Source organism: Streptomyces sp. NPDC051041, assembly GCF_044456065.1.
In the GTDB taxonomy this organism is placed as follows: Bacteria; Actinomycetota; Actinomycetes; order Streptomycetales; family Streptomycetaceae; genus Streptomyces; species Streptomyces glaucus.
Genome location: NZ_JBITFM010000002.1, coordinates 554439 through 574892, shown reverse-complemented (window position 1 = coordinate 574892; position 20454 = coordinate 554439). Strand labels below are relative to the sequence as shown.

Sequence of the window (20454 nt, the reverse complement as noted above, 5' to 3'; positions counted from 1 at the left end):
GACAATCAGCACCCGTTCCACAGGAATCGACGCCCGAGCCGGGCGGAGGGTTGTCATGGCGCGCTAAAGTGATATCACTTAGATAGACCAGAGCCGGGCAGGAGAGCTCCGGCGCGAGAACGGGGGGACACCCATGCCCACAGAGGACACCCAGGTCACGGCCGACGTGCCGGAGATGCCGGCCCCGCGCGTGCGGGAGTTCCCGGCGCACAGCATCGGCGGCGGGCTCGCGCTGCTGCTCGGGCTGGCCGGGCTGCTGGCCGCCGCCGTGCTGATCGTCGGCGCCACGGTCGCCGCCGCGGCCGGCGCCAAGGCGGCGCTGATCGTCGCGGGCGTCCTGGTCGGCCTCGCCTCCTTCCTGGCGATGTGCGGGCTGAACATGGTGGCGCCGGGCGAGGCCCGGGTCGTCCAGCTCTTCGGGCGGTACCGCGGGACGATCCGGCAGGACGGGCTGCGCTGGGTCAACCCGTTCACCTCGCGCAGCAAGATCTCCACCCGGGTCCGCAACCACGAGACCGCCGTGCTCAAGGTGAACGACGCCTACGGCAACCCGATCGAGCTGGCCGCCGTGGTGGTGTGGAAGGTGGAGGACACCGCCCAGGCCACCTTCGAGGTGGACGACTACGTGGAGTTCGTCTCCACCCAGACCGAGGCCGCCGTGCGGCACATCGCCATCGAGTACCCCTACGACGCCCACGAGGAGGGCGGCCTGTCGCTGCGCGGCAACGCCGAGGAGATCACCGAGAAGCTCGCCGTCGAGCTGCAGGCGCGCGTGGAGGCGGCCGGCGTGCGGATCATCGAGTCGCGCTTCACGCACCTGGCGTACGCTCCCGAGATCGCCTCGGCGATGCTCCAGCGGCAGCAGGCCGGCGCGGTCGTCGCGGCCCGGCGGCAGATCGTGGACGGCGCGGTGGGGATGGTGGAGATGGCGCTCGCCCGGCTCACCGAGCGGGACATCGTGGAGCTGGACTCCGAACGGAAGGCGGCGATGGTGTCGAACCTGATGGTGGTGCTGTGCGGCGACCGCTCCGCCCAGCCGGTCCTCAACACCGGGTCGCTGTACCAGTGACACCCCCTGCCGAGGACTCCCGGTCCGGGCGCCGGCCGCAGCAGCGCAAGCAGGTGCTGCTGCGGCTGGACCCGTTGGTGTACGAGGCGCTCGCGCGGTGGGCGTCGGACGAGCTGCGGTCGGCCAACGCCCAGATCGAGTTCCTGCTGCGCAGGGCGCTGGCGGAGGCGGGCCGGCTGCCCGGCGAGGCGGGCCCGATCCCGCGCCGCGGGCGCCCGCCCGCGGATCCCGCCCCCTAGACGCGGCGGGGCCTCCGGCCGGCGGACACACCGTCCGACGGGCGCCCCGTCCGACGGGCGCGCCCGGCCGGCGGGCGCACTCGCGCGACAGGCGCGCCCGTGTGACGGAACCGTGACAATCGCCCCTCACCTGCCCCCTCGCACCTCCCGCAGGGGTCTGTACACGGTGTGTATACACACTGCGTATACACACCGTGTAGAGTCCCCGGCATGTCCATCGGTCACACACTTCTGGGACTCCTGGAGTCCGGTCCCCGCCACGGCTACGACCTGAAGCGGGCCTTCGACGAGAAGTTCGGTCACGACCGGCCGCTGCACTACGGCCAGGTCTACTCGACGATGTCCCGCCTGCTGAAGAACGGCCTCGTCGAGGTCGACGGCATCGAGGCGGGCGACGGCCCCGAGCGCAAGCGGTACGCCGTCACCGAGGCCGGCGTCACCGACGTCGAGCGCTGGCTCGCCACGCCGGAGAAGCCCGAGCCGTACCTGCAGTCGACCCTCTACACCAAGGTCGTCCTCGCCCTGCTCACCCACCGGGACGCGGCCGGCATCCTCGACACCCAGCGCTCGGAGCACCTGCGCAGCATGCGCGTCCTCACCGACCGCAAGCGCAAGGGCGACCTCGCCGACCAGCTCATCTGCGACCACGCCCTGTTCCACCTGGAGGCCGACCTGCGGTGGCTGGAACTGACCGCGGCGCGTCTGGACAAGCTGCGCGCGGCGGTGGCCCGATGACCCCGCCCGCCGGTTCCCTGCTCGCGGCCGAGGGGCTGCGCAAGGCCTACGGCCCGACGCTGGCGCTGGACGGCGCCGAGTTCTCCATCCATCCCGGCGAGGTCGTCGCCGTCATGGGCCCGTCCGGGTCCGGCAAGTCGACGCTGCTGCACTGCCTGGCCGGGATCGTCCCGCCCGACGCGGGGACGATCACGTACGACGGGCGGGAGCTGTCCGCCATGAACGACGCCCGGCGCAGCGCGCTCCGGCGCAGCGAGTTCGGGTTCGTGTTCCAGTTCGGGCAGCTCGTGCCGGAGCTGACCTGCGTGGAGAACGTGGCGCTGCCGCTGCGGCTGAACGGCGCCTCGCGCAGGGAGGCCGAGAAGGCCGCGCTGGGGTGGATGGAGCGGCTGGAGGTCGACGACCTCGCCGGGAAGCGGCCCGGTGAGGTCTCCGGCGGCCAGGGGCAGCGGGTCGCCGTCGCGCGTGCGCTGGTCACGCGCCCGCGGGTGCTGTTCGCCGACGAGCCGACCGGCGCGCTGGACTCGCTCAACGGCGAGCGCGTGATGGAGCTGCTCACGGACGCCGCCCGGTCCACCAACGCCGCCGTCGTCCTGGTCACGCACGAGGCGCGGGTGGCCGCGTACTCCGACCGCGAGATCGTGGTGCGGGACGGCAGGTCCCGGGACATGGAGCGCGTCGTATGAGGGGGCGGTGGGCCCGGGACCTGGCCATGGGCGTCCGCTTCGCCTTCGCGGGCGGGCGCGAGGGGTGGGGCCGGGCGCTGCTGACCGCGGTGGGCGTCGGGCTCGGGGTGGCGCTGCTGCTGCTGACGACGGCGCTGCCGAACGCGCTGGCCGCCCGGGAGGAGCGGGAGCAGGCCCGCACGGACCTGACCTTCGGCGCGCCGATACCGAAGGGGGACGGCACCCTCCTGGTCGCGGAGGTCGGCACGGACTTCCGCGACCAGAGCATCCGCGGACGCGAGCTGGAACCCGAGGGGCCGCGCGCCCCGCTGCCGCCGGGGGTCGCGGAGTTCCCGGCGGAGGACGAGATGATCGTCTCCCCCGCCCTGGAGCGGCTGCTGGAGTCCGACCGCGGAAGGCTGCTGCGCGAGCGGCTGCCGGAGCGGATCGTCGGCACCATCGGCGAGAGCGGGCTGGTCGGCCCGGCCGAACTCGCCTTCTACCGGGGCGGCGAGGGACTCGCCCCGCACCTCGACGGCAGCCGGGTGACCCGGATCGACCGGTTCGGGGACCCGGACCCGTCCTCCGAACCGCTGGACCCGGTGCTGCTCCTGCTGATCGTCGTCGTCCTGGTCGTGCTGCTGATGCCGGTGGCCGTGTTCATCGCGGCGGCCGTGCGGATCGGCGGCGAGCGGCGCGACCGGCGGCTCGCGGCGCTCCGGCTGGTCGGCTCCGACAGCCGGATGACCCGGCGCATCGCGGCCGGCGAGGCACTCGCGGGCGCGCTGCTCGGACTGGTGTTCGGCGCGGGCTTCTTCCTGCTGGGCCGTCAGGCGGTGGGCTCGGTCGAGCTGTTCCACGTGAGCGTGTTCCCGGACTACCTCGACCCCTCGCCGCTGCTGGCCCTGCTCGTCGCCGTCGCGGTCCCGGCGGCGGCGGTGCTGGTCACGCTGTTCGCGCTGCGCGGCGTGGTGATCGAGCCGCTCGGCGTGGTGCGCACGGCCAGGCCCGCGCGGCGCCGGCTGTGGTGGCGGCTGCTGCTGCCGCTGGGCGGGCTCGCGATGCTCTCCCCGATGGTCGGCCAGGGCCGCGAGGACGGGAACTTCAACACCTACCTGGTGGTCGGCGGCGTGATGCTGCTGCTGGTCGGGGTGACCACGCTGCTGCCGTGGGTGGTGGAGACGGTCGTCGCCCGGCTCGGCGCGGGCGGCGTCTCCTGGCAGCTGGCGGTGCGCCGTCTGCAGCTGAGCAGCGGCACGGCGGCCCGCATGGTCAACGGCATCGCGGTGGCGGTGGCCGGGGCGATCGCGCTGCAGATGCTGTTCTCCGGCGTGGAGAGCGACTACACCGAGCAGACCGGGTACGACCTCTCGCGGGCGCAGATGCAGGTGTCCGTGCCGAAGGAGGTGCCGCTGGACGCGGCCGCCGGGAAACTGCGGAGCACCGAGGGCGTGCGCGGGGTCCTCGCCTACGCCGAGGGCTACGCCGGCGACCGCCGCCGCGCCCCGGAGCACGGTGCGCAGGTGACCGTCGGCGACTGCGCCTCGCTGCGCGAGATCGCGCAGCTGGCCGCGTGCCGTGACGGGGACGTGTTCGCCGTCCGGGGCGCCGAGTACGACACCGAGACCCCGCTCGTGGCCGAACCCGGCCGGAAACTGTTCCTCGACCCGTCCTACGAGGACTCTCCGCGCGGCCGGGAGGTCGCCTGGACGGTGCCGCGGGACCTGAAGCGGGCGGCGGCGCGCGTGGGCCCGACCGGCTCGGACCGGGGCGGTTTCCTGATCACGCCGAAGGCGCTGCCCGCCGCGGCCGCGCCCGCCCTGGAGGGGGAGGCGTACGTCAAGCTCGACCCGGCCGTGCCGGACGCGGAGGAGCACGTGCGGAACACCGCGGCGGCCGTCCACCCGCTGACGTATCCCCAGTCCTGGTCCGGGACGCAGCAGTCCGGCCGGTACACCTCCATCCGCACCGGGCTGTTCGTCGGCGCCGCCTGTGTGCTGGCGCTGATCGGGGCGAGCCTGCTGGTCTCCCAGCTGGAGCAGTTGCGCGAGCGCCGCAAGCTGCTGGCGTCGCTGGTCGCCTTCGGCACCCGGCGGCGCACGCTGACCCTGTCGGTGCTGTGGCAGACGGCGGTCCCGATCGCGCTGGGCCTGGTGCTGGCCTCGGCGGCGGGCCTGGCGCTGGGCGCGGTGCTGCTGCGGATGACGGGCGCGTCGGTGCGCGTGGACTGGGCGAGCGTGCTGTCGATGACCGGCATCGGCGCCGCGGTCGTCCTGGCGGTGACGCTGCTCAGCCTGCCGCCGCTGCTGCGGATGATGCGGCCGGAGGGGCTGCGCACGGAGTGAGGAGGCGTCACCCGCCGCCGTGCAGTACCCGGACGGGCAGCGGCCGCAGCGCCTCGCGCAGGGCGGCCGCCAGCTCCTCGTACTCCGCCTCGCGGGCGGCCCCGGTCCGCATGGCGAAGGCGATGCGGCGGGTCGGGGCGGGGGCGGCGAAGCAGCCGGTGCACAGCCGGTCGCTGCGGCTCGTCTCCACCTCGACGGCGGTGCGCGGCAGCAGGGTGCAGCCCAGGCCGCCGGCGACGAGCTGGACGAGGGTGGCGAGCCCGGCGGCGGTCGTGCTGACCGGCACGTCCGCCCGGCCGACCTCCCGGCAGATGTCCAGGGCCTGGTCGCGCAGGCAGTGCCCCTCGTCCAGGAGGAGCAGGTCGAGCTCCTTCAGGGCCTCGCGCGGGATGCCCTCCCGGCCGCCGAGCGGGTGGCCGAGCGGGGTGACGAGCACGAAGTCCTCGTCGAACAGCGGCAGTTCGGTCACCCCGGGCACGCCGAGCGGGACGGCGAGCAGCAGCAGGTCCAACCGGCCGCGGGCCAGGCCGTCCAGCAGCGAGGCGGTCTGCTCCTCGTGGACCTGGAGGTCGAGGTCCGGGTAGCGGCCGTGGACGAGGTTGAGCACGGTCGGCAGCAGGTACGGCGCCACGGTCGGGATGACGCCGAGGCGCAGCACCCCGGTGAACGGCGCCCGCACCGCCTGCGCCTCCTCCATCAGCGCCCCGACCTCCGCCAGCACCGCCTTCGCCCGCTCGGCGAGCCGCTCGCCGGCCGGTGAGAGCAGCACCTTGCGGGTCGTACGCTCCAGCAGCGTGACGCCGAGGGCGTCCTCCAGGGCCGAGACGGCGCCGGACAGGGCCGGCTGGCTCATGCCGATCGTGGCGGCGGCGTCCCGGAAATGCAGATGCTCGGCGACCGCGGCGAAGGCCCGCAGCTGGGCGAGACTGGGCTGCCTCTCCCGCCCCGTCGGCACCGATAACCACCTCCGATCAACCCGACCGAGTGTAGCTATTTCCGTAATCAATCCGCGCTGTGCCAACATCAACTCCGTCCAACCCATGGGAAACGCCTGCAAAACGGGTGTTTCTTCGCTGCGAGGAGAGCTAGTGCTCACTGTCGGTGACAAGTTCCCCGAGTTCGAACTGACCGCCTGCGTCTCACTGGAGAAGGGCAAGGAGTTCGAGAAGATCAACCACAAGACCTACGAGGGCAAGTGGAAGGTGATCTTCGCCTGGCCCAAGGACAGCGTTTAACCCACCTCCGGGACCGTAGGTCCCGCGTGTGATAATCGCTCCCCGGCAAGGGCTCGCAAGCCGCTGACCAGCATGGACACCTGCGTCAGCACGCAGCGGACCGTGAGGGAGCACCACTTGATAGCGGTACCGGACTCGATCCAGTCCGGCATGCTCGTCCCACTGGGCATGTACCGGCGAGTCTCCGAGGACAAGGCCATGAAGGGCCTCGCCTCGAACTGGCGGGAGATCGAGGAGCAGGTCAAAGAGCAGGAAGACGCAATTCGGGCCCTGGCCAAGGCCCTACCGTTCGAGGCCGCGATCGTCCGCGACTACTGCGACAACAACACCCCGGCGAGTGACCCGTTCATTGTCCGCGAGGACTTCGAGCGGATGCTGAAGGATCTTGAAGCGGGGGTCATCCGGGGCATCCTCTTCCTGCACTCGGACCGGCTCGCCCGCCTCGTCTACGACGCGGCCCGCGTGTGCCGGATCTTCGAGATGAATCCCGACTACATCGGCCTGAGCGTCGAGGGCGGCGTCGACCTCAGCACGGTCGAAGGCCGGGGTATGTTCGTCATGCAGGCCACCGTGGGCAACATGGAGATCGGCAACACGCGCCGTCGTGTGACCCGCACGAACCGCCGCGTCGCCGAGAAGGGCGTCATGCATGGGGCGCCCCGCCCCTTCGGGTGGCAGGACGACCGGCGGACCCTGCACGACGTAGAAGCGAAGATGATCCGCGAGGCGATCCTCGCCATCCCTGGCGGGTACAAGATCGCCGACTTCCGCCGGGCCCTGATCGAATACGGCTACGAGCCGAAGAGGACCAAACGTTCCGGCGACGGTCCGCGCAAGATCCAGCACACGGCCGCCGAGCAGATTCTCATGAGCCCGCGTGTGGCCGGGTACCGCTTCCACGTTCCCGAGTCGGTCCGCCGGACGGCTTCGGGGCGCCTGTGGCTGCCTGACTTCATCGTCTACAAGGACGGCGAGCCGGTCCGCGGCGACTGGGAGGCTCCGTGCTCGCCGGACGAATGGCAGGCCGCTGTGGACGAGGTGAAGCGGCGCAAGGAGGCCAACAAGAAGGGTCTCAAGAGCGGGAAGCACGACACCACGGCTTCGCACTTCCTGTCTGGGATTGCGCGGTGCGGGAAGTGCTCGTCGCCGATGTGGGCGAACCCGTACTCGAAGACGAAGAACCCCGGCGCGTTCGCGAAGTACGGGTTCCGGTACGCCTGCCTGTCGAACCAGGGTGGCTGCGGGGGCGTGACGCGCGTGGGGCCGCCCGTTGATGAGCTGGTCGAGACGGCGTTCCTGCTGGAAACGCGGGCAACGCTCGGCGAGGACGTGACGAAGGCCGAGGAGGTCGACGAGACGGTTCACGACGCCCGCCTGGAGGAAATCAAGGCGGAGATCAACGACGTGAACGAGCGGCGCCGTGCGAAGCGGATCTCGACCTCGCAGGCTCTCGACCTGATCGAGGAGCTGGAGGCGGAGCGGGAGGAGCTGCTTTCGAAGCGCGGACAGCTCGCCTTGCAGAAGCGGAAGAAGGCGATGCTCTCGCCGGACGCTCTCGCGGACTGGGAGGGTCTGACGATGACGGAGAAGCGTACGCGGCTGAAGGCGGCGGTGCGGGCCGTGATCGTGCATCCCGCCGGCAGGGGCAAGCGGTTCGATCCGGAGCTTATCGAGATCGTCTGGCAGGAGAACCAGGCGGCGTAAGGGGGAGCCCCCCTCCCTACCTGGGGAGGGGGGCTTCTCTCTTGGCGGGCTTCAGGCCCCACAGCTTCATGACGTACTGCCGGTGTGCCTCGTCGCGTACGGGTGCCTTGGCCAGTTCGCGTTTGAGCCACTCCTCCTTCGTCATCACGGGGCGACCCTCCCGTTCGCCTCGAAGGCGGCGTGGGTGACAGGCATCAGCTCGGCGAAGATCGCTTCGGCCTTCTCGGCGCACATCTCGATCTCGCGCTGCGGGTTGGAGACGAAGGCGGCGTCTTCGCGGTGGGTGCGGAGGCTGAGGAAGTTCATCAGGCCGCGGGGGTTCATGGTGACGTACATCGAGCTGTAGATGCCGACCGGCAGGGCCGCGCGGGCGATCTCGCGGGCGATGCCGGCGACGAGCATCCGCTCGTACGCCTCGTAGGCGGCCTCGTAGGCGTTGAGGAGTTCGCAGTCGACGAAGGCGAGCTGTTCGGCGGTGCCGGGCTTGAGGCGGTAGGCGCCGGGCTTGCCGACCTGGACGAGGTTGCGGTCGGCGGCCGGGAGGTAGAAGACGGGCCGCAGCTCGCGGTATCGGGCGGACTCCTCGTTGTACGAGGCGATGCGGTGACGCTGCCACTCGCGGAAGACGAAGATCGGGGCTTCCACGAAGAGGGTCAGGGAGCCGTGCTCGAAGGGGCTGCCGTGCCGTTCGCGCATGAGGTAGTTGATCAGGCCCGCGTCGCGGTCGGCGTCCTCGGTGGGGTTGTTGTGGGTCTGGCCGACCGTGGAGACGCGGGCGGCGCGTACGACGGCCTTGTCCGAGAGGTTGTGGTCGACGAGCTGCACGGTCACGTCGGAGCGGATGTCGAGGGTGGTCACGGCTGGGTCCTTCGGTCTCAAGTTTACATTCAGGCCGCGTGGTTCGCGGTGTACTCCTCGTAGGAGCGGCGGGACTGCTTGGTCAGATGCCACATGCCGAACTCACACTCGTAGACGCGGTTTTCGCGGTCGATGGGGCCGCGTCCTCGGATGTGCTGGGCCTGGCGGTCGCGCTTGGCCTGGGCTCGGCCGAGGGCCTTTTCGGCGGCGCGCTTGTCGGGGAAGGCGCGCTTGTCGGAGCACTCGCAGGTGTGGAAGCCGACGGTCTTCATGGGGTTCTCTCCTGATTCAGCGGCGGGCGATGAGGCCCCGGTTACGGGCCATGCGCATGTAGGTGAGGACGGTCTGACGCTGTACGCCGAGGTACTCGGCGAGGTGGCGGGCCGGGTTGAGCACGCCATCGGCCTCGGCCTGCATGAAGTGGGTGGCGAGGCGGACGAGGAAGGCGTCGGTGACGCGCTTCCCTTCGCGCAGGGCCCGCAGCTCGGCGATCTCGGCGTCGGTCATCTTGGGGCCGCGGAGTGCGTCGATCATGGTGGTATCCGTTCTGGTGTCATTTCGCCCGGAACTTGTCGCACGGGCAGGTGGGGAGTTGGCAGGCGCCACGGGCGGCGCCGGCGGCGGAGTGGGTGAAGGGGGCGTGGCCGCACTCGGGGTGGAAGCAGTAGCCCTTCCAGCCCTTCTTGCCGTCCAGGTTGGCCAACGTCAGGCCAGGGCCGTGGAGTTGGACGAGGCGGCCGGTGCCTCCGAACGCCATCTTCGAGGCGAAGGCTCTGGCCTCGGCTTCACTGCCGAAGGGGGCGAAGTTGAGGCCGCGGTGACCGTCCGCCCAGGTGTGGACGAGGGCGAACAGGTCGCGCATCTGGAGGATCTCGGCGATTTCCTTGATCAGGGCTTTGGCCATCTGATCGGCGCTCTCGAAGGTGGGGTCCTCCAAGAGCGCCTTGACCGCCTCGATCTCCTCCTTTCGGGGGGTCAGTCGCATGGACCAACCTTAACATGACGCTCTCATGTTTACATAGTGAGCGGGATGAGCCCCATCACACGATCGCGGAGCTGGTCAACGGTGCCGTCGTTGGGGATCACGTCGTCGAACAGGTACCCGGCGAGGGCGTTCTCGCTGACGTGGCCCGCCTCGCGGATCGGCTTCATGCCGGGCCGTTCGATCAGGACGACCAGGCCGTCACGGGCCCGGATCGCGTCGGCCTCGTTGGGGAAGCGCACGTCCGTGATGACGGTTGGTCCCCACGTCTCGAAGTCTCGGAAGAGGGCATCGACCCACACATCCTCGCCAAGAACTTCCCGGCCGCCGTCCGTGCCGAGTCGCTGAAGGTAGCGGCGCACCTCCGGGTACATCTCCTTCACCGCCTCCCAGCCGTACGTGTCGACCTCGTACCGCAGGGAGGTGAACCCCTCCGTGTACGACGGCTCGTCGAGTACGGGGTTCATCGCGTACAGCATGTGGCGCACCTTGTCCGCGAAGGCCCGGCGGGTCCATCCCACGTCGAGAAGGGCCTGAGCTGCGGTGTCCTTGCCCGAGCGTGCGGCACCGGCAAGACCGATCAGAGGGATGTGCATGTGTTCATCTCCTTCATGAGGGGCCGCCCCGCGCTGCCTGTCTGCGGGGCGGCCGATTGGGTTCACCAGCGGCGCCAAGGGCGCCTGGGTGGGTGGTGCGTCAGGCGGTCCGCATCTCGCGGACGATCTCGGCGAAGTCGCCGGACTCCAGCCCGCAGCACCAGGCGCCGGCGCACCGCTCGTCGTCGGTGCTCTCCAGCACGTCGGCCGCTTCGTCGAGGACCGCGTTCCGGAAGGCGTTCAGCAGCGCCTCGCGTTCGTCTTCGCCGAGGTGGTCGAGCTTCGCTGCGAGCTTCTGGCGTGCGTTCACGATGTCTCTCCTAGTGGTCGGGGTTTCAGGCGGTGACGGCCGGGGCCGCCTCGTCGATGGCGGTCTCGAAGGACTGGTCGCTCTCCATGAGGCCGACGCGCATGCGCAGCTCGGCGTGGCGGCTCTGGAGTTCGCGGAGCATCCGGTCGACCTCGCGGTACTCCTCGCGCAGGTCGGCGGTGCGCGTGGCGCGCTGGGCGCTGGCGTAGGCGGCTGCCTTCTCGTAGACCAGGGCGGCGTTCTCCTTGTGCAGGTCGACCAGGGCTCGGATCAACTCGCGCGTCTTGTCGCGCACGCCCCGCGGGGCCGCGTAGTCGCCGTACCCGCCGTAGTCCTTGCGGCGGACCGGGAATCCCCACCGCATCTCGCGCTTCGTGTAGACGTGCACCCCTTCGGCCAGGCGCGACCCCCACACTTCGAGGTCACCCTCGCAGGCGGTGTAGTTAGCTCGGCCGTACCCGACGTAGAAGGCGGACGGGAGGAACTCCCAGGCGTACTCGTTGGGCCCGTTCGTGTGCCAGGTGACGAGCGGCTCGTCGTAGACGGGGGCGATCCGGACTGTCCCGTTGATTCGAGGGCCGCTCACGCGGTAGGTGGTCACCCACGGCAGCTCGGCCGTCTCCTGCGGCTTGTCGGCGGGCTCCTCGGTCAGGCGGAAGATGTGGACAGTCCCGAAGGACAGGCCGATGTGTGCGACATGCTCGAAGACGGTCTCGTTCTTGCTCATGGTGGTCGCTGCTTTCTGGTGAGAGGGCCGCCCCTGCCCTCTCCCTGTGTGGACAGGGGCGGCCGTGATGGTGGGTGGTGCGGGGGTCAGTCGCCGTAGCACTGCGAGACGGGGATGCCCTCTTCTCGCGCGTGGCGGATGCAGTTCTCGGCGCACTCGACGAAGAACGCGAGGGCCTTCTCGGCGGCCTCGGCCACGGTGCCGGCGGATTCGAAGCGGGAGTTCTGCATGCGCAGCAGCTCGTTGCCGAACATCAGGTAGAGGCCCTCGCCGCTCCAGTAGATCCGGCCTCCGCCGCGCCAGTTGTTCGAGTTCAGCTCGTGGAACACCGCGTCTCCGGTGATGCCGCGCTCGATGCGGACTCGGATGGTGGCCCCGTCCGAGAGGGTCACGCGGTCGGTGTAGGGCTTCATGTCGGGTTTCCTTTCTGTGCTGGGGTGGTCAGGCGGCCTGGATGGCGTCGCGGGTGGCGTAGAAGCGCAGCGCCTCGCGGGCCTGGGATCGGGCGTAGGGCTTGCCGTAGAAGCCGAAGCAGGAGTCGACGTGCTCCCACGTCTGCATGTGCTCGTCCTCGTCGTCGTCGCGGGTCCAATCGACGCGCTCCTCGACGACGTAGCCCCACACGTCGCCCTCGGCCCAGGCTTCGTACTCCTGCATCTCGGCCTCGACGTAGCCCTCGGTGAGGAGGCCGCCGTCGATGGCTCGGGCCTCTTCGCCGGTCACGTACCAGAGGGAGCGCGGGCCGCGTTCCGGGCTGGACTCCAGCACGATTCCGTCGTGGAAGATCGAGACGTAGCGGGTGAAGATGTCGACGCCGTTCCAGCGGTTCCACTTCAGGCGCTCCCAGGCCCAGGCGAGCGGGCCGCCGTCCTTGTCGACGGGGAGGTACTGCCCGAGGTGGGTGTCGATCGTGATGACGTGAGCGAGGGTTTCAGCGTCCTGGCGGGGGTTCTCGGCGTGCTCGTCGTGGACCAGGCGCACGCGGAAGCGGCCGTCTTCGGTGGTGGCGAGAACGTCGGACATGGTGGTTCCTCTCGTGGGTGGGGGGCCGCCCCGGCTCTCCCTGTGTGCAGGGGCGGCCCGTGGGTGGATGGGTGAATCAGGCGGCGAGGGCTGCGACGGCGGCGCGAGCGTCCGTGTCCCAGTCGGGGAGGGTGAGGCCGAGTTCGATGTAGCGGGCGGCGCGGGCCTGGGCGCGGCTGGGGCCTGAGAACTTGCAGCCCTTGTGGCGGCGGGGCGGGGCCGGGTTCTTGCCCTTGCGCTCGCGCATGTGGCTGTAGAAGACCTCGATGTCGGCGGCGCACAGCAGGCAGTGCAGGGCCCAGCGGTGTTCGCTGCCGGGGTAGCCCTGGTGGGCGCCCGCGCACCGGGTGCGGGTGCAGCCTTCCGGCTCGTCGACCGGGGTCGTGCGGGGGGCGTAGCCGAGTTCGAGCATGCGGGCCCAGGCTGCTTGCAGGCTCTCCAGGTTGCGCGGGGTGGGGCGCAGGAAGGAGGAGAGGAACGGGGCGGTCATGTGTCCTGCCTTTCAGGAAAGTTGGGGTGGTCAGTCGCCCTTGGCGCGGTCGAGGGCCTCGTCGGCGTAGGCGATGAGGATTCGCTCGGCGATCTCGTGCTGCTGGTACGCGCTCGCCATGCGGCGGATCTTCGCGCCGTAGTGGGCGAGGTAGCCGAGGTAGGGGCCGAAGTCCAAGGTCACGGCGTACTGCATGTCGGCGTCGATCTGGGCCTTCTCGGCGGTCAGGTCGATGTGGTCGCGGAGGTTCTTCACGTCAGGTCCCTTCGGGGTCAGGAGAGGCGGGAGAGGGGGAGGCCCGCACGGGCCGCGTCGAGGAGTGCGCCGACTGCGTTCGAGAAGCTGCCGAGGTCGAACCACTCGGCGTAGGACTCGGGCTCGGCTTCGAGGTACTCGGCCAGGGCCTCGCGTGCCCACTGGGTTGCGGCGGCCGGGTCGACGACGATCACGAGCGTGCCGGCGGGGTCGACCGCCCATGTGTCGGAGCCGTCGAGGTCGATGTCTCGCGAGTCGAGTTCGTGCGCCTGGTCTCCGTCGCACTGGAAGAGGCCGTCTGGCCGGATGCTGAAGGGAGCGCCGCAGTCGCCGCAGCGGATCGCGTGCATTGGGTAGCCTTTCGGGTAGGGCCGCCCCTCCCCTCTCCCTGTGGGGAGAGGCGGCCTGTTGCGTGCTCTCTGGACTGGGGGCCGCCCCCCGCTCTCCCTGTGTGCAGGGGGCGGCCGGTGAAGGGGTGGGGTCAGGCGGCGAGGGCTCGGCGTCCGCCGACTCGGGTCTGTCCGAGGTCGGCTCGGCGGCCCGCTTCCTGTCCGGCGGCGTAACCGGTCCCGCGGCGGCGGCTCTTGCGGCCGTTCGACCGGGCGTTGGGATAGGCGGCGTTGAAGCGGGCCATGACCACGGCCTTGCGGTCGGCGATGACCAGCTCGGCGGAGCGGCCCGAAGCGGTCGCCGGGGCTTCCTGCCTGGCGCGGGCCTCGATCTCCCGGAGCCGCTTGTCGACGGCCAGGATGAACCCAGCGATCCACGACTTCCGGTAGGTGATCGTGCTCTCGCCGGGGGCCGGGCGGCCCTGGCGCATGCCGTTGAACATCTGAAGGAGAAGCGAGGTGAACAGCATCTCCACGCGGTCGAGGTCGGACTCGTAGCCGAAGAGGTGGATCTCGCTCCTCCCCCGGCTCTTGTCCTTGACGATGCCGTGGCAGTTCAGGGCGTCGGCGATGTAGCCGAGCAGGTACACGCGGTCGTTGGCGTAGGTGCCCTCGACGACGATCACGCGGTCGCCGGGACGATCGGCGTTCGGGTCGGAGTCGGCGAGCATCGCTCGCTCGATCCCGTACTTCGCCATCAGCTCGGCAGCCTTCGCGAAGAACGCTTCGGACTCTGCCGGCGTCGCGGCGGGATTCTCCGCCTTCGCCAGGAGGGCGCGGATCTTGTCAAGCTGGGGGTTGTTCTGAAGTCTCATGTTTACACTCCGTTCTGTGAAAGGGGGGTAGGGGTCAGCGGGACCAGAAGACCCAGATCCCGCCGGGCGCGTCCTCGGCGTGCAGGCCACCGCTGAACAGCTCCTCGGCCGCGCGCCGCCAGTCGATCTCGTTGAAGGGCCAGCGCTTCATGCGCTCCTTGTCCTCGTCCGAGGAGGTCTCCTCGGCCCACTCCCTCGCGTAGGCGGCCTCGTCCTCGTAGAAGCCCCGGTAGGCGTCGCGGAACTGGTCGACCCAGTGCTCCCGCTCGGACTCCTCGCCGAAGACCTCGACCCAGGCGGCGAAGGGGGCGGCCTCGTGCTCCTTCAGGTCGGCCAGCATCTCGGCGACCTCGGCCGCCTCGGAGGGCGAGCACTCACCCTTGAGGGCACCGCAGAACCCCTCGTGGTCCATGACCCACAGTTCCTCGTGGGTGGTCTCCCGCCCGTGCAGGTCGGCCGGGGTGATCAGGTCGGCCGCGTTGGCGGCGTACCAGTCGCCCACCAGGCGACCGGCGGTGTAACAGGCCAGGCAGCCAATCCAGACCTGCGGGTCGATCGTGCGGACGGTGAGCATGTGTTCCTCTCTTTCGGGGTGACTGACGCGCGGGTTGGCATCGTCAGGGGGCAGGAACCGCCTGCCGCCGACCTCCTTTCTCGGAGGTTTCGCCTTTGCGCTGGGGTGAGGTCAGATGCGGCGCTTCTGGGTGCCGGGGAGCATCACGGCGGCGTACCGGACGGTCATCATGGCCTTCCAGGTTTCGCCTGCCTGCGGGCCGAACATGTCGGGGAAGGCGGGGGCCAGGTGGCGCTCGACCCGCTGTATCAGGCCCGCCACGTCTCCCCGGTCGACGATGAGGGAGCAACCGATGCAGGCGTTCCAGAGGCCGTCGTCGTCCAGGACGATCACGTGACCGTCCTCGTTGGCGAGGCCGACGACGGGGCGCTCCTCGGGCAGGACGTACTGCCAGCGAGCGGTACCGGCGAGGTTGCAGAAGTCGCAGTCCTTGAGCATGTGGTCCTCACGTGCGAGTTGCTGGGGAGGGCCGCCCCTGCCCACTCCCTGTACGGGGAGGGGCGGCCGATGGATGGGGGGAGGGTCAGGCGGCAGCGGTGCGGGATGCGTCGCGCACTGCGGTGAGAGCGGCCTTGACCTCGGCGAGCGCTTCGGCGCGCTGCCCGGCCGCCTTGTACTGCCAGGACTGGACCTTGAAGACCGGTGCGTCGGTCGGGCCCTCGTACCTGCCCAGCCAGCGCAGGATCGACCGGCGGTAAGCGAGGTCGGACGCCTCGCGGCGGATCACGGCGGCCAAGATGGTCTGCCAGTGCTGCTCGACCCAGAAGGCCGTGTTCGAGTTGTAGGTCAGTGCGTTCGCGATGTGACCGGCGAGTTCCGACTCGCTTTCGCGCTCGTTGGCCACGGTGTGAACCGACCGGCTGCGGAACCGGAGGGCCGCAAGCCGCAGCTCCTCGCGGTCGGTGGTCAGGGCGAGACAGACCACTCCGCGGTGCCGGTCCACCATGCCGGCGGCAGCCTTGATCGCGTCGGTAAGGGTCGTGGACATGTGCTCCTCGCTTTCGGGGATGGTTCGATGCGGGCTGGCATCGTCAGGGGGCAGGAACCGCCTGCCGCCGACGCCCCAGGGGGCGTTTCGCCTTTGCATCCGGGGGGAGGTGGCCGCCCCTCCCACTCCCTGTCTGGGCAGGGGCGGCCGGTAGATCAGTCGAGGTGGAACTCGCCGTCATCGCCTTCGTAGGCGTGCAGCTCGGGGAGGGTGTCGGCCTTCGCGGCCTCGCGCAGTGCCTCGCCGTGCTCGGCGGAGACGTACCGGTAAAACCCGGAGTCCAGGTGCGCAGCCATCACGAGGTACTCGTGTCCGAGGTTGTGCGCGTGGTCCTGGTAGTGGCCGAGGATCTCCCAGTTCGAGGAGACGAAGGCGCGGCACATCTGCTCGATCTCGTCACGCTTCTCGGACGGGATATCCCACGCCTCGAAATACTCATCGGCGTCGGCCACGTCGACCCCCTCGGCGTTCCAGACTCGGGTGGCCCAGAGAAGGGACTCGATCACGGAGTCCGTGAAGGTCTCGATGAAGGACTCGACCGCGACCGGCTTCCAGCAGTTCGCGCACTGCTCGTCGGGGAAGGTCTCGTTCACCGGGTCGCCGTACACGATGGCCCCACAGTCCTGGCACTTGACGCTGAAGGGCTGGACGAAGTCCCACCACTCGTCGGCGTCCTTGTCGCACCGCTTGATCGTGAGCCACCGGCCGTACTTCTCGTACAGGGCATCGACGGCGGGGAACTCCGAGGAGCCGGCGAGGCGATGCACTGCGGCCCGGTAGTGGCCGTGCTCGATCATGCTCGGGATCTCGCACGTGTTGTCCGTGCAGTCCCCGTGTGCGTCTCGGGCGACCTCCCCGCACAGCTCGTAGAAGGTGGGCGCTTCGAGGGTCGCGCCCCCGTATGCCTTGTCAAGGGTGATGCGGAAGGTACGGCGCTTCGACATGTCTCCTCGCTTTCGGGTGAGGTGGCCGCCCCTCCCACTCCCTGTCTGGGCAGGGGCGGCCGTGGTCCAATGTTTACAGAAGGGCCTAGTAAATCTCGGCCTCGACGAAGCCGGCGTCCTCCTCGTCGACGACCTCGACGAACCCGGCGTCACGGTCGGCGAGCTGGGCTTCCAGCTCCGCGATCCGCTGGCGGGCCTTGTCGTAGGCGTACGACACCTCGTCGAGCCGCTGGCGCAGGTGGTAGGCGATGGACAGCAGGTCGAACCGCTGCGCCTCGCGCTTGTTGAGGTCCACCGGGCGCACGGGTGCCGGCGCCTCCATCTGGGCGATCACCTGGGGGGTGATGAAGACGAACCCCCCACAGTAGGAGCAACGCTCCTCGGCGTCCTTCTCGGACACCTCCGCCTCGTAGAAGCTGAAGTCGACGCACTGGTAGCAGCGGAAGTCGCCGTCCGACTTCTTGACCCCGACCCGCTTGCCGTACTGGCGATCGGCGTCGCTGAACACGTACTCGGTCAAGTGACCTTACCTTTCGGACTTGGCCGGTCTCAAGTTTACACCAGCCGGTTTGATTTGCCGAACTCGTTCGGTTCGGCGTGATCTCAACTTACCACACTCTCGGTCGGGCTTTCGCGTTTGGGCTGGTCAGAGCCGCAATCCCTTTTGCGACCCCCGGACCTTGGCCCGTTGCGAGCGGCCCCGGATCTTGCGACCCGTTCCGTTCGGTGGTGGTCCCACCTTAACACGCTTCCCGGTTCGATCCGCAACCCCCTTGCGTGAGCTGCGGTTTCCCGGTCCTGCGTGCCGTTCCGTGCGCCCCGTTGCCGGGCCGCTTGGCGCGGTGTGGTCACACCTTAACACGCTCCGGACGGCGCGCGTCCAATCCGGCCCGGTCGGGGCGGCCGGAGTCTCTAGCCACTTACGCGCGCGTGCCCGTGCGCGCTGTCCGTTCTGCCTGGCTTGCGCTGTCTGCCCTGCATGGCCCTGCCCTGCCCGCTTGCGTTGCGCTCTGCCGTGCGTGCGTACGTACGCGGCTCACGTAGCTCTCTGTTCCGTGTGTGCTCGATGCGCAGACGTGTGCATGTGTGTCCGTTTGTGCCCACGAGGCGCCGGCCTGGCCCCTCGATGTCCGTTTCGCCGTGAGGGCGTCGACCTGGGCGACCTGGCCGGATTTCTCGGCACATGGCGGGGGGTAGGGGATATGACCCCTTGCCGATCGCTTTTCCGGCCGCCGCGTCTCAGCAGCTCGGATTCTGCCACGGTTCCAAGGTCGACGAGGGCACTACCACCTCGGCCCCGGCGCCGCAAGTTTCCGCAGGTCAGCGCCAGTGCGACCGCTCTGCAGGGTGGTCGCCGGCACTGCACAGGAATGAGGGCTACACAACCGGGCCGACACGGCCACTCGCGCGTGCGTCGGCAGCCAGCAGTGCGCCGCGTAGAGCCTCCACGTCCCAATAGGCGATCTCGCCCGTCACGACCGGCCGCTCCTGCCACTCCTCGGGGGGATACGCGACCCACGGCCCGCGGATGATGATGTCGCTCCGCTCCCGGCTCACGGACCAGTCCGGATAGGGCGCCTCGCCCTTTTCGCCCGGCGGCAGGACCCAGGAAGCGTCTGGGGGCTCGGGGTTCGACGCCGCCCACTGCCGGTACCCGAGGTGATCGGTCGCCTGCTTCAGCGCCGCCAGGAGTGCCGGAATCTCTGCCGCCGGCACCCGAACCTCGTGTCGGCTCAGGTGGGACGCACCTTCGCCGACGCGCGCCAGGTAGAAGGACTCGCCTCGGATTTCGGTGCGGTACGGCCCCATGTCCGAGGTCGGCTCTTGGATGGCCCCCATCTGCTACGCCTCCTGTTGCGCTCGTCGCGGCCACCCTACCGGCGCTCGCCGGCACTGCACAGGAATGAGCTGTGCAGTTCGGCGGTCCACAGCCAGATCGTCACAGTTTCTTGCCTTCGAGAATCCGATCCACCTCGTCCGGGGCGAGGGTGGCCTGGAGTGCGCGAAACCTGATCTCATCCTCGGACAGGCCGCCGAACTCCTTGGCATCCTGCATTGCTTTGGCGAGCTTCTCGCGCTTCATGACGCGGGCGTATTCAGCGGCTTGGACTTCCTCGATCGCGCATTCGAGCGCGAGCACCGGCCCGTGAGCCGGGGTGGCATCCGCGACCTTTGCGGATCGCCCGTCATCGCCGCTCACATAGACGTAGGACGCGAGATCCCGGAAATCCTCGGGCAAGGACTCACGCCAGCGCTGTAGGACCAGACGACCGAGGTCGTGAGCTGTTCCACTCCATGTGGTCGTCTCCCCTTTGGGGGCAGGGTACTTCTCGGCCAACAGGGCGTAGTTCGCATCCGGCACGTACACCTCGTACCGAAGAGTCGCCGCGCTGTCATCCATGTCGGCAACTCTACCGGCGTCCACCTGGGCGAAGTACGTCTTCGCGTCTTCACGAAGGGGCGGCCTACCGGCCGCCACAGCCGCTTACCGTCTTCCCTCTGTGGCCGCCCTCCGGGCGGCACTACTCCTTCGCCGCTGCACTCTTTCGCCGTCGCCCTTCGGGCGCCGCCGAAGTGTGAGCGAGGTCACAGGCTTTCTCGTTTCCGAAACCAAGATCATTTAGCGACTTGTAAGTGTAAGTACGTAAGTCGCGAGGCTCGCAAGGCTTGAGCCCCTGTCGGGGCTCGCCTGCATGAAGACGCTGTACGTACATCGCGAGTTGCCAGGCTTGGGCCCCCGAAGGGGGCCACCTGACCGAAGACGAAAGGCGCGAGTACGTAAGTACGTCTTTCGCGTGAGGGGGTCTATTTGAAGATCCTCGAACTCTGCGCTGGGTACGGCGGCCTGGGCATGGCTGTGGCTCCTCTCGTGAACGGCCGCGTCGTGTACGTGGCGGAGATCGCGCCCGGCCCGAGTGCCGTCCTGGCCGAGAGGTACCCGGACGCCCCCAACCTCGGCGACATCCGCGAGGTCGACTGGATCCCGCTCAGGGGCGAGGTCGACGCGATCACGGCGGGGTTTCCCTGCCAGGACATCTCGATTGCGGGGAACCGGGTTGGCATACGAGGCGAGCGTTCCGGGGTCTGGGTCCACGTCGCTGAAGCAGTTCGCGTCATACGACCCCGGCTCGTCTTCCTGGAGAACGTCTCGAACCTCCGGACACGCGGCCTCGAAGTCGTCGTCTCCGACCTGGCCGCGATCGGGTACAGCGCGCGATGGGCGTGCGTACGAGCTTCCGAGGCTGGCGCCCCCCACCTGCGGGACCGGTGGTTCTGCGTCGCGACCCCTGAAGACGCCGACCGCGAATCTGGGGTCTAACGGCGGCCCCCGGCATCCTGACGAACGCCGAGCTGGTGGCCACGGCCCCACGCTGGACGACGAAGCGAGCTTTGTCCTCCCCTACTCGATCGCGCTCCGCGAGGGCCGTGAGCCCGAGCCCGAGATCGACGGCCCGCACTCCCCCGCGTCCTGGTGGGGCGAGTACCTCCCCGGCATCCGGCAGTGGGAGGA

At 69.5% G+C, this 20454-nt stretch carries 29 protein-coding genes and 1 pseudogene; 8 read left to right on the top strand and 22 right to left on the bottom strand.

Going from position 1 to position 20454, the window contains the following annotated elements; genetic code table 11:
- Positions 1 to 133: 133 nt before the first annotated feature.
- The 5 genes from ACIBAI_RS06060 to ACIBAI_RS06040 all read left to right on the top strand — a co-directional run bounded on the left by ACIBAI_RS06060 (position 134) and on the right by ACIBAI_RS06040 (position 5053).
- Positions 134 to 1069, top strand: coding sequence for an SPFH domain-containing protein (locus ACIBAI_RS06060; RefSeq protein WP_399031343.1), 936 nt, complete (start codon positions 134 to 136; stop codon positions 1067 to 1069).
- Complete coding sequence (locus tag ACIBAI_RS06055) at positions 1066 to 1308, top strand: hypothetical protein (RefSeq protein ID WP_344605711.1); 243 nt, start codon at positions 1066 to 1068, stop codon at positions 1306 to 1308. Before ACIBAI_RS06060 ends, ACIBAI_RS06055 begins: the two co-directional genes overlap by 4 nt.
- Before the next feature lie 210 nt (positions 1309 to 1518).
- Positions 1519 to 2043, top strand: a complete 525-nt coding sequence (locus ACIBAI_RS06050) for a PadR family transcriptional regulator (protein WP_399031341.1) — start codon at positions 1519 to 1521, stop codon at positions 2041 to 2043.
- On the top strand, positions 2040 to 2729 hold the full coding sequence (locus tag ACIBAI_RS06045) for an ABC transporter ATP-binding protein (protein WP_399031339.1): 690 nt from the start codon (positions 2040 to 2042) through the stop codon (positions 2727 to 2729). Before ACIBAI_RS06050 ends, ACIBAI_RS06045 begins: the two co-directional genes overlap by 4 nt.
- A complete protein-coding gene (locus ACIBAI_RS06040) occupies positions 2726 to 5053 on the top strand; it encodes an ABC transporter permease (protein ID WP_399031338.1) in 2328 nt (775 codons plus the stop codon). The genes ACIBAI_RS06045 and ACIBAI_RS06040 overlap by 4 nt, the downstream gene beginning before the upstream one ends.
- 7 nt (positions 5054 to 5060) lie before the next feature.
- On the opposite strand, the gene ACIBAI_RS06035 is transcribed toward ACIBAI_RS06040, so the two are convergent.
- On the bottom strand, positions 5061 to 6008 hold the full coding sequence (locus ACIBAI_RS06035; RefSeq protein ID WP_399031336.1) for a LysR substrate-binding domain-containing protein: 948 nt from the start codon (positions 6006 to 6008) through the stop codon (positions 5061 to 5063).
- 133 nt (positions 6009 to 6141) lie between these two features.
- Between ACIBAI_RS06035 and ACIBAI_RS06030 the strand changes: the two are divergent.
- Both ACIBAI_RS06030 and ACIBAI_RS06025 read left to right on the top strand, forming a co-directional pair.
- A pseudogene (locus ACIBAI_RS06030) lies at positions 6142 to 6279 on the top strand (redoxin domain-containing protein); the annotation flags it as partial.
- A 159-nt stretch (positions 6280 to 6438) separates the two neighbouring features.
- Positions 6439 to 7992 (top strand): recombinase family protein, encoded by a 1554-nt coding sequence (locus tag ACIBAI_RS06025; protein WP_399031334.1) that lies wholly within the window; start codon positions 6439 to 6441, stop codon positions 7990 to 7992.
- A gap of 16 nt (positions 7993 to 8008) precedes the next feature.
- Here ACIBAI_RS06025 and ACIBAI_RS06020 read toward each other — a convergent pair whose 3' ends face one another.
- From ACIBAI_RS06020 to ACIBAI_RS05920, 21 genes are all read right to left on the bottom strand, one after another.
- A complete protein-coding gene (locus tag ACIBAI_RS06020; RefSeq protein ID WP_399031332.1) occupies positions 8009 to 8140 on the bottom strand; it encodes a hypothetical protein in 132 nt (43 codons plus the stop codon).
- Positions 8137 to 8850, bottom strand: coding sequence for an FAD-dependent thymidylate synthase (gene thyX / locus ACIBAI_RS06015; protein ID WP_399031331.1), 714 nt, complete (start codon positions 8848 to 8850; stop codon positions 8137 to 8139). Before thyX ends, ACIBAI_RS06020 begins: the two co-directional genes overlap by 4 nt.
- A gap of 29 nt (positions 8851 to 8879) precedes the next feature.
- On the bottom strand, positions 8880 to 9122 hold the full coding sequence (locus ACIBAI_RS06010; RefSeq protein ID WP_399031329.1) for a hypothetical protein: 243 nt from the start codon (positions 9120 to 9122) through the stop codon (positions 8880 to 8882).
- A 16-nt stretch (positions 9123 to 9138) separates the two neighbouring features.
- Positions 9139 to 9384: a hypothetical protein gene (locus ACIBAI_RS06005; RefSeq protein ID WP_399031327.1), complete on the bottom strand. Its 246-nt coding sequence runs from the start codon at positions 9382 to 9384 to the stop codon at positions 9139 to 9141.
- 19 nt (positions 9385 to 9403) lie between these two features.
- On the bottom strand, positions 9404 to 9835 hold the full coding sequence (locus tag ACIBAI_RS06000; RefSeq protein WP_399031325.1) for a hypothetical protein: 432 nt from the start codon (positions 9833 to 9835) through the stop codon (positions 9404 to 9406).
- Positions 9836 to 9864: 29 nt separating this feature from the next.
- Positions 9865 to 10428 carry a hypothetical protein gene (locus ACIBAI_RS05995; protein WP_399031323.1) on the bottom strand — a complete coding sequence of 188 codons (564 nt, stop codon included), beginning with the start codon at positions 10426 to 10428 and terminating at the stop codon, positions 9865 to 9867.
- Positions 10429 to 10528: 100 nt separating this feature from the next.
- Entirely contained in the window at positions 10529 to 10738 is a 210-nt protein-coding gene (locus ACIBAI_RS05990) for a hypothetical protein (RefSeq protein WP_399031322.1), read from the bottom strand.
- 25 nt (positions 10739 to 10763) lie between these two features.
- Positions 10764 to 11465 carry a hypothetical protein gene (locus ACIBAI_RS05985; RefSeq protein WP_399031320.1) on the bottom strand — a complete coding sequence of 234 codons (702 nt, stop codon included), beginning with the start codon at positions 11463 to 11465 and terminating at the stop codon, positions 10764 to 10766.
- 86 nt (positions 11466 to 11551) lie between these two features.
- Positions 11552 to 11878 carry a hypothetical protein gene (locus tag ACIBAI_RS05980; RefSeq protein ID WP_399031318.1) on the bottom strand — a complete coding sequence of 109 codons (327 nt, stop codon included), beginning with the start codon at positions 11876 to 11878 and terminating at the stop codon, positions 11552 to 11554.
- Between the two features lie 28 nt (positions 11879 to 11906).
- The gene (locus ACIBAI_RS05975) at positions 11907 to 12488 is read right to left on the bottom strand and encodes a hypothetical protein (RefSeq protein WP_399031317.1); all 582 of its coding nucleotides are present in this window, start codon (positions 12486 to 12488) and stop codon (positions 11907 to 11909) included.
- Between the two features lie 76 nt (positions 12489 to 12564).
- Entirely contained in the window at positions 12565 to 12978 is a 414-nt protein-coding gene (locus ACIBAI_RS05970) for a hypothetical protein (protein ID WP_399031315.1), read from the bottom strand.
- A gap of 30 nt (positions 12979 to 13008) precedes the next feature.
- The gene (locus ACIBAI_RS05965; protein WP_399031313.1) at positions 13009 to 13233 is read right to left on the bottom strand and encodes a hypothetical protein; all 225 of its coding nucleotides are present in this window, start codon (positions 13231 to 13233) and stop codon (positions 13009 to 13011) included.
- A gap of 17 nt (positions 13234 to 13250) precedes the next feature.
- On the bottom strand, positions 13251 to 13583 hold the full coding sequence (locus ACIBAI_RS05960; protein ID WP_399031312.1) for a hypothetical protein: 333 nt from the start codon (positions 13581 to 13583) through the stop codon (positions 13251 to 13253).
- 131 nt (positions 13584 to 13714) lie between these two features.
- Positions 13715 to 14437, bottom strand: coding sequence for a DUF2786 domain-containing protein (locus ACIBAI_RS05955; protein ID WP_399031310.1), 723 nt, complete (start codon positions 14435 to 14437; stop codon positions 13715 to 13717).
- Positions 14438 to 14471: 34 nt separating this feature from the next.
- Entirely contained in the window at positions 14472 to 15011 is a 540-nt protein-coding gene (locus ACIBAI_RS05950; RefSeq protein WP_399031308.1) for an antirestriction protein ArdA, read from the bottom strand.
- 111 nt (positions 15012 to 15122) lie between these two features.
- Positions 15123 to 15449 (bottom strand): hypothetical protein, encoded by a 327-nt coding sequence (locus ACIBAI_RS05945; RefSeq protein WP_399031306.1) that lies wholly within the window; start codon positions 15447 to 15449, stop codon positions 15123 to 15125.
- An 85-nt stretch (positions 15450 to 15534) separates the two neighbouring features.
- Complete coding sequence (locus ACIBAI_RS05940; RefSeq protein ID WP_399031305.1) at positions 15535 to 15999, bottom strand: hypothetical protein; 465 nt, start codon at positions 15997 to 15999, stop codon at positions 15535 to 15537.
- A 155-nt stretch (positions 16000 to 16154) separates the two neighbouring features.
- Positions 16155 to 16943, bottom strand: a complete 789-nt coding sequence (locus ACIBAI_RS05935) for a hypothetical protein (protein ID WP_399031303.1) — start codon at positions 16941 to 16943, stop codon at positions 16155 to 16157.
- 85 nt (positions 16944 to 17028) lie between these two features.
- Positions 17029 to 17463 carry a hypothetical protein gene (locus ACIBAI_RS05930; RefSeq protein ID WP_399031301.1) on the bottom strand — a complete coding sequence of 145 codons (435 nt, stop codon included), beginning with the start codon at positions 17461 to 17463 and terminating at the stop codon, positions 17029 to 17031.
- 857 nt (positions 17464 to 18320) lie between these two features.
- On the bottom strand, positions 18321 to 18782 hold the full coding sequence (locus tag ACIBAI_RS05925; protein WP_399031299.1) for a hypothetical protein: 462 nt from the start codon (positions 18780 to 18782) through the stop codon (positions 18321 to 18323).
- A gap of 100 nt (positions 18783 to 18882) precedes the next feature.
- Positions 18883 to 19344, bottom strand: coding sequence for a hypothetical protein (locus ACIBAI_RS05920; RefSeq protein WP_399031297.1), 462 nt, complete (start codon positions 19342 to 19344; stop codon positions 18883 to 18885).
- Between the two features lie 408 nt (positions 19345 to 19752).
- Here ACIBAI_RS05920 and ACIBAI_RS05915 point away from each other — a divergent pair, with 408 nt between their 5' ends.
- On the top strand, positions 19753 to 20262 hold the full coding sequence (locus tag ACIBAI_RS05915; protein WP_399031295.1) for a DNA cytosine methyltransferase: 510 nt from the start codon (positions 19753 to 19755) through the stop codon (positions 20260 to 20262).
- Positions 20263 to 20454: the final 192 nt, after the last annotated feature.

What these genes read in the sequence shown, in the direction of transcription:
- ACIBAI_RS05935 (WP_399031303.1), bottom strand. Translation starts at nt 16,943, where the DNA reads ATGTCGAAGCGCCGTACCTTCCGCATCACCCTTGACAAGGCATACGGG.
- ACIBAI_RS06040 (WP_399031338.1), top strand. Translation starts at nt 2,726, where the DNA reads ATGAGGGGGCGGTGGGCCCGGGACCTGGCCATGGGCGTCCGCTTCGCC.
- ACIBAI_RS06005 (WP_399031327.1), bottom strand. Translation starts at nt 9,384, where the DNA reads ATGATCGACGCACTCCGCGGCCCCAAGATGACCGACGCCGAGATCGCC.
- ACIBAI_RS05950 (WP_399031308.1), bottom strand. Translation starts at nt 15,011, where the DNA reads ATGCTCACCGTCCGCACGATCGACCCGCAGGTCTGGATTGGCTGCCTG.
- ACIBAI_RS05980 (WP_399031318.1), bottom strand. Translation starts at nt 11,878, where the DNA reads ATGAAGCCCTACACCGACCGCGTGACCCTCTCGGACGGGGCCACCATC.
- ACIBAI_RS06000 (WP_399031325.1), bottom strand. Translation starts at nt 9,835, where the DNA reads ATGCGACTGACCCCCCGAAAGGAGGAGATCGAGGCGGTCAAGGCGCTC.
- ACIBAI_RS05960 (WP_399031312.1), bottom strand. Translation starts at nt 13,583, where the DNA reads ATGCACGCGATCCGCTGCGGCGACTGCGGCGCTCCCTTCAGCATCCGG.
- ACIBAI_RS06010 (WP_399031329.1), bottom strand. Translation starts at nt 9,122, where the DNA reads ATGAAGACCGTCGGCTTCCACACCTGCGAGTGCTCCGACAAGCGCGCC.
- ACIBAI_RS06025 (WP_399031334.1), top strand. Translation starts at nt 6,439, where the DNA reads ATGCTCGTCCCACTGGGCATGTACCGGCGAGTCTCCGAGGACAAGGCC.
- ACIBAI_RS05985 (WP_399031320.1), bottom strand. Translation starts at nt 11,465, where the DNA reads ATGAGCAAGAACGAGACCGTCTTCGAGCATGTCGCACACATCGGCCTG.
- ACIBAI_RS05945 (WP_399031306.1), bottom strand. Translation starts at nt 15,449, where the DNA reads ATGCTCAAGGACTGCGACTTCTGCAACCTCGCCGGTACCGCTCGCTGG.
- ACIBAI_RS05940 (WP_399031305.1), bottom strand. Translation starts at nt 15,999, where the DNA reads ATGTCCACGACCCTTACCGACGCGATCAAGGCTGCCGCCGGCATGGTG.
- ACIBAI_RS05925 (WP_399031299.1), bottom strand. Translation starts at nt 18,782, where the DNA reads ATGGGGGCCATCCAAGAGCCGACCTCGGACATGGGGCCGTACCGCACC.
- ACIBAI_RS06045 (WP_399031339.1), top strand. Translation starts at nt 2,040, where the DNA reads ATGACCCCGCCCGCCGGTTCCCTGCTCGCGGCCGAGGGGCTGCGCAAG.
- ACIBAI_RS05995 (WP_399031323.1), bottom strand. Translation starts at nt 10,428, where the DNA reads ATGCACATCCCTCTGATCGGTCTTGCCGGTGCCGCACGCTCGGGCAAG.
- ACIBAI_RS05975 (WP_399031317.1), bottom strand. Translation starts at nt 12,488, where the DNA reads ATGTCCGACGTTCTCGCCACCACCGAAGACGGCCGCTTCCGCGTGCGC.
- ACIBAI_RS06060 (WP_399031343.1), top strand. Translation starts at nt 134, where the DNA reads ATGCCCACAGAGGACACCCAGGTCACGGCCGACGTGCCGGAGATGCCG.
- ACIBAI_RS05955 (WP_399031310.1), bottom strand. Translation starts at nt 14,437, where the DNA reads ATGAGACTTCAGAACAACCCCCAGCTTGACAAGATCCGCGCCCTCCTG.
- ACIBAI_RS05920 (WP_399031297.1), bottom strand. Translation starts at nt 19,344, where the DNA reads ATGGATGACAGCGCGGCGACTCTTCGGTACGAGGTGTACGTGCCGGAT.
- ACIBAI_RS05970 (WP_399031315.1), bottom strand. Translation starts at nt 12,978, where the DNA reads ATGACCGCCCCGTTCCTCTCCTCCTTCCTGCGCCCCACCCCGCGCAAC.
- ACIBAI_RS06050 (WP_399031341.1), top strand. Translation starts at nt 1,519, where the DNA reads ATGTCCATCGGTCACACACTTCTGGGACTCCTGGAGTCCGGTCCCCGC.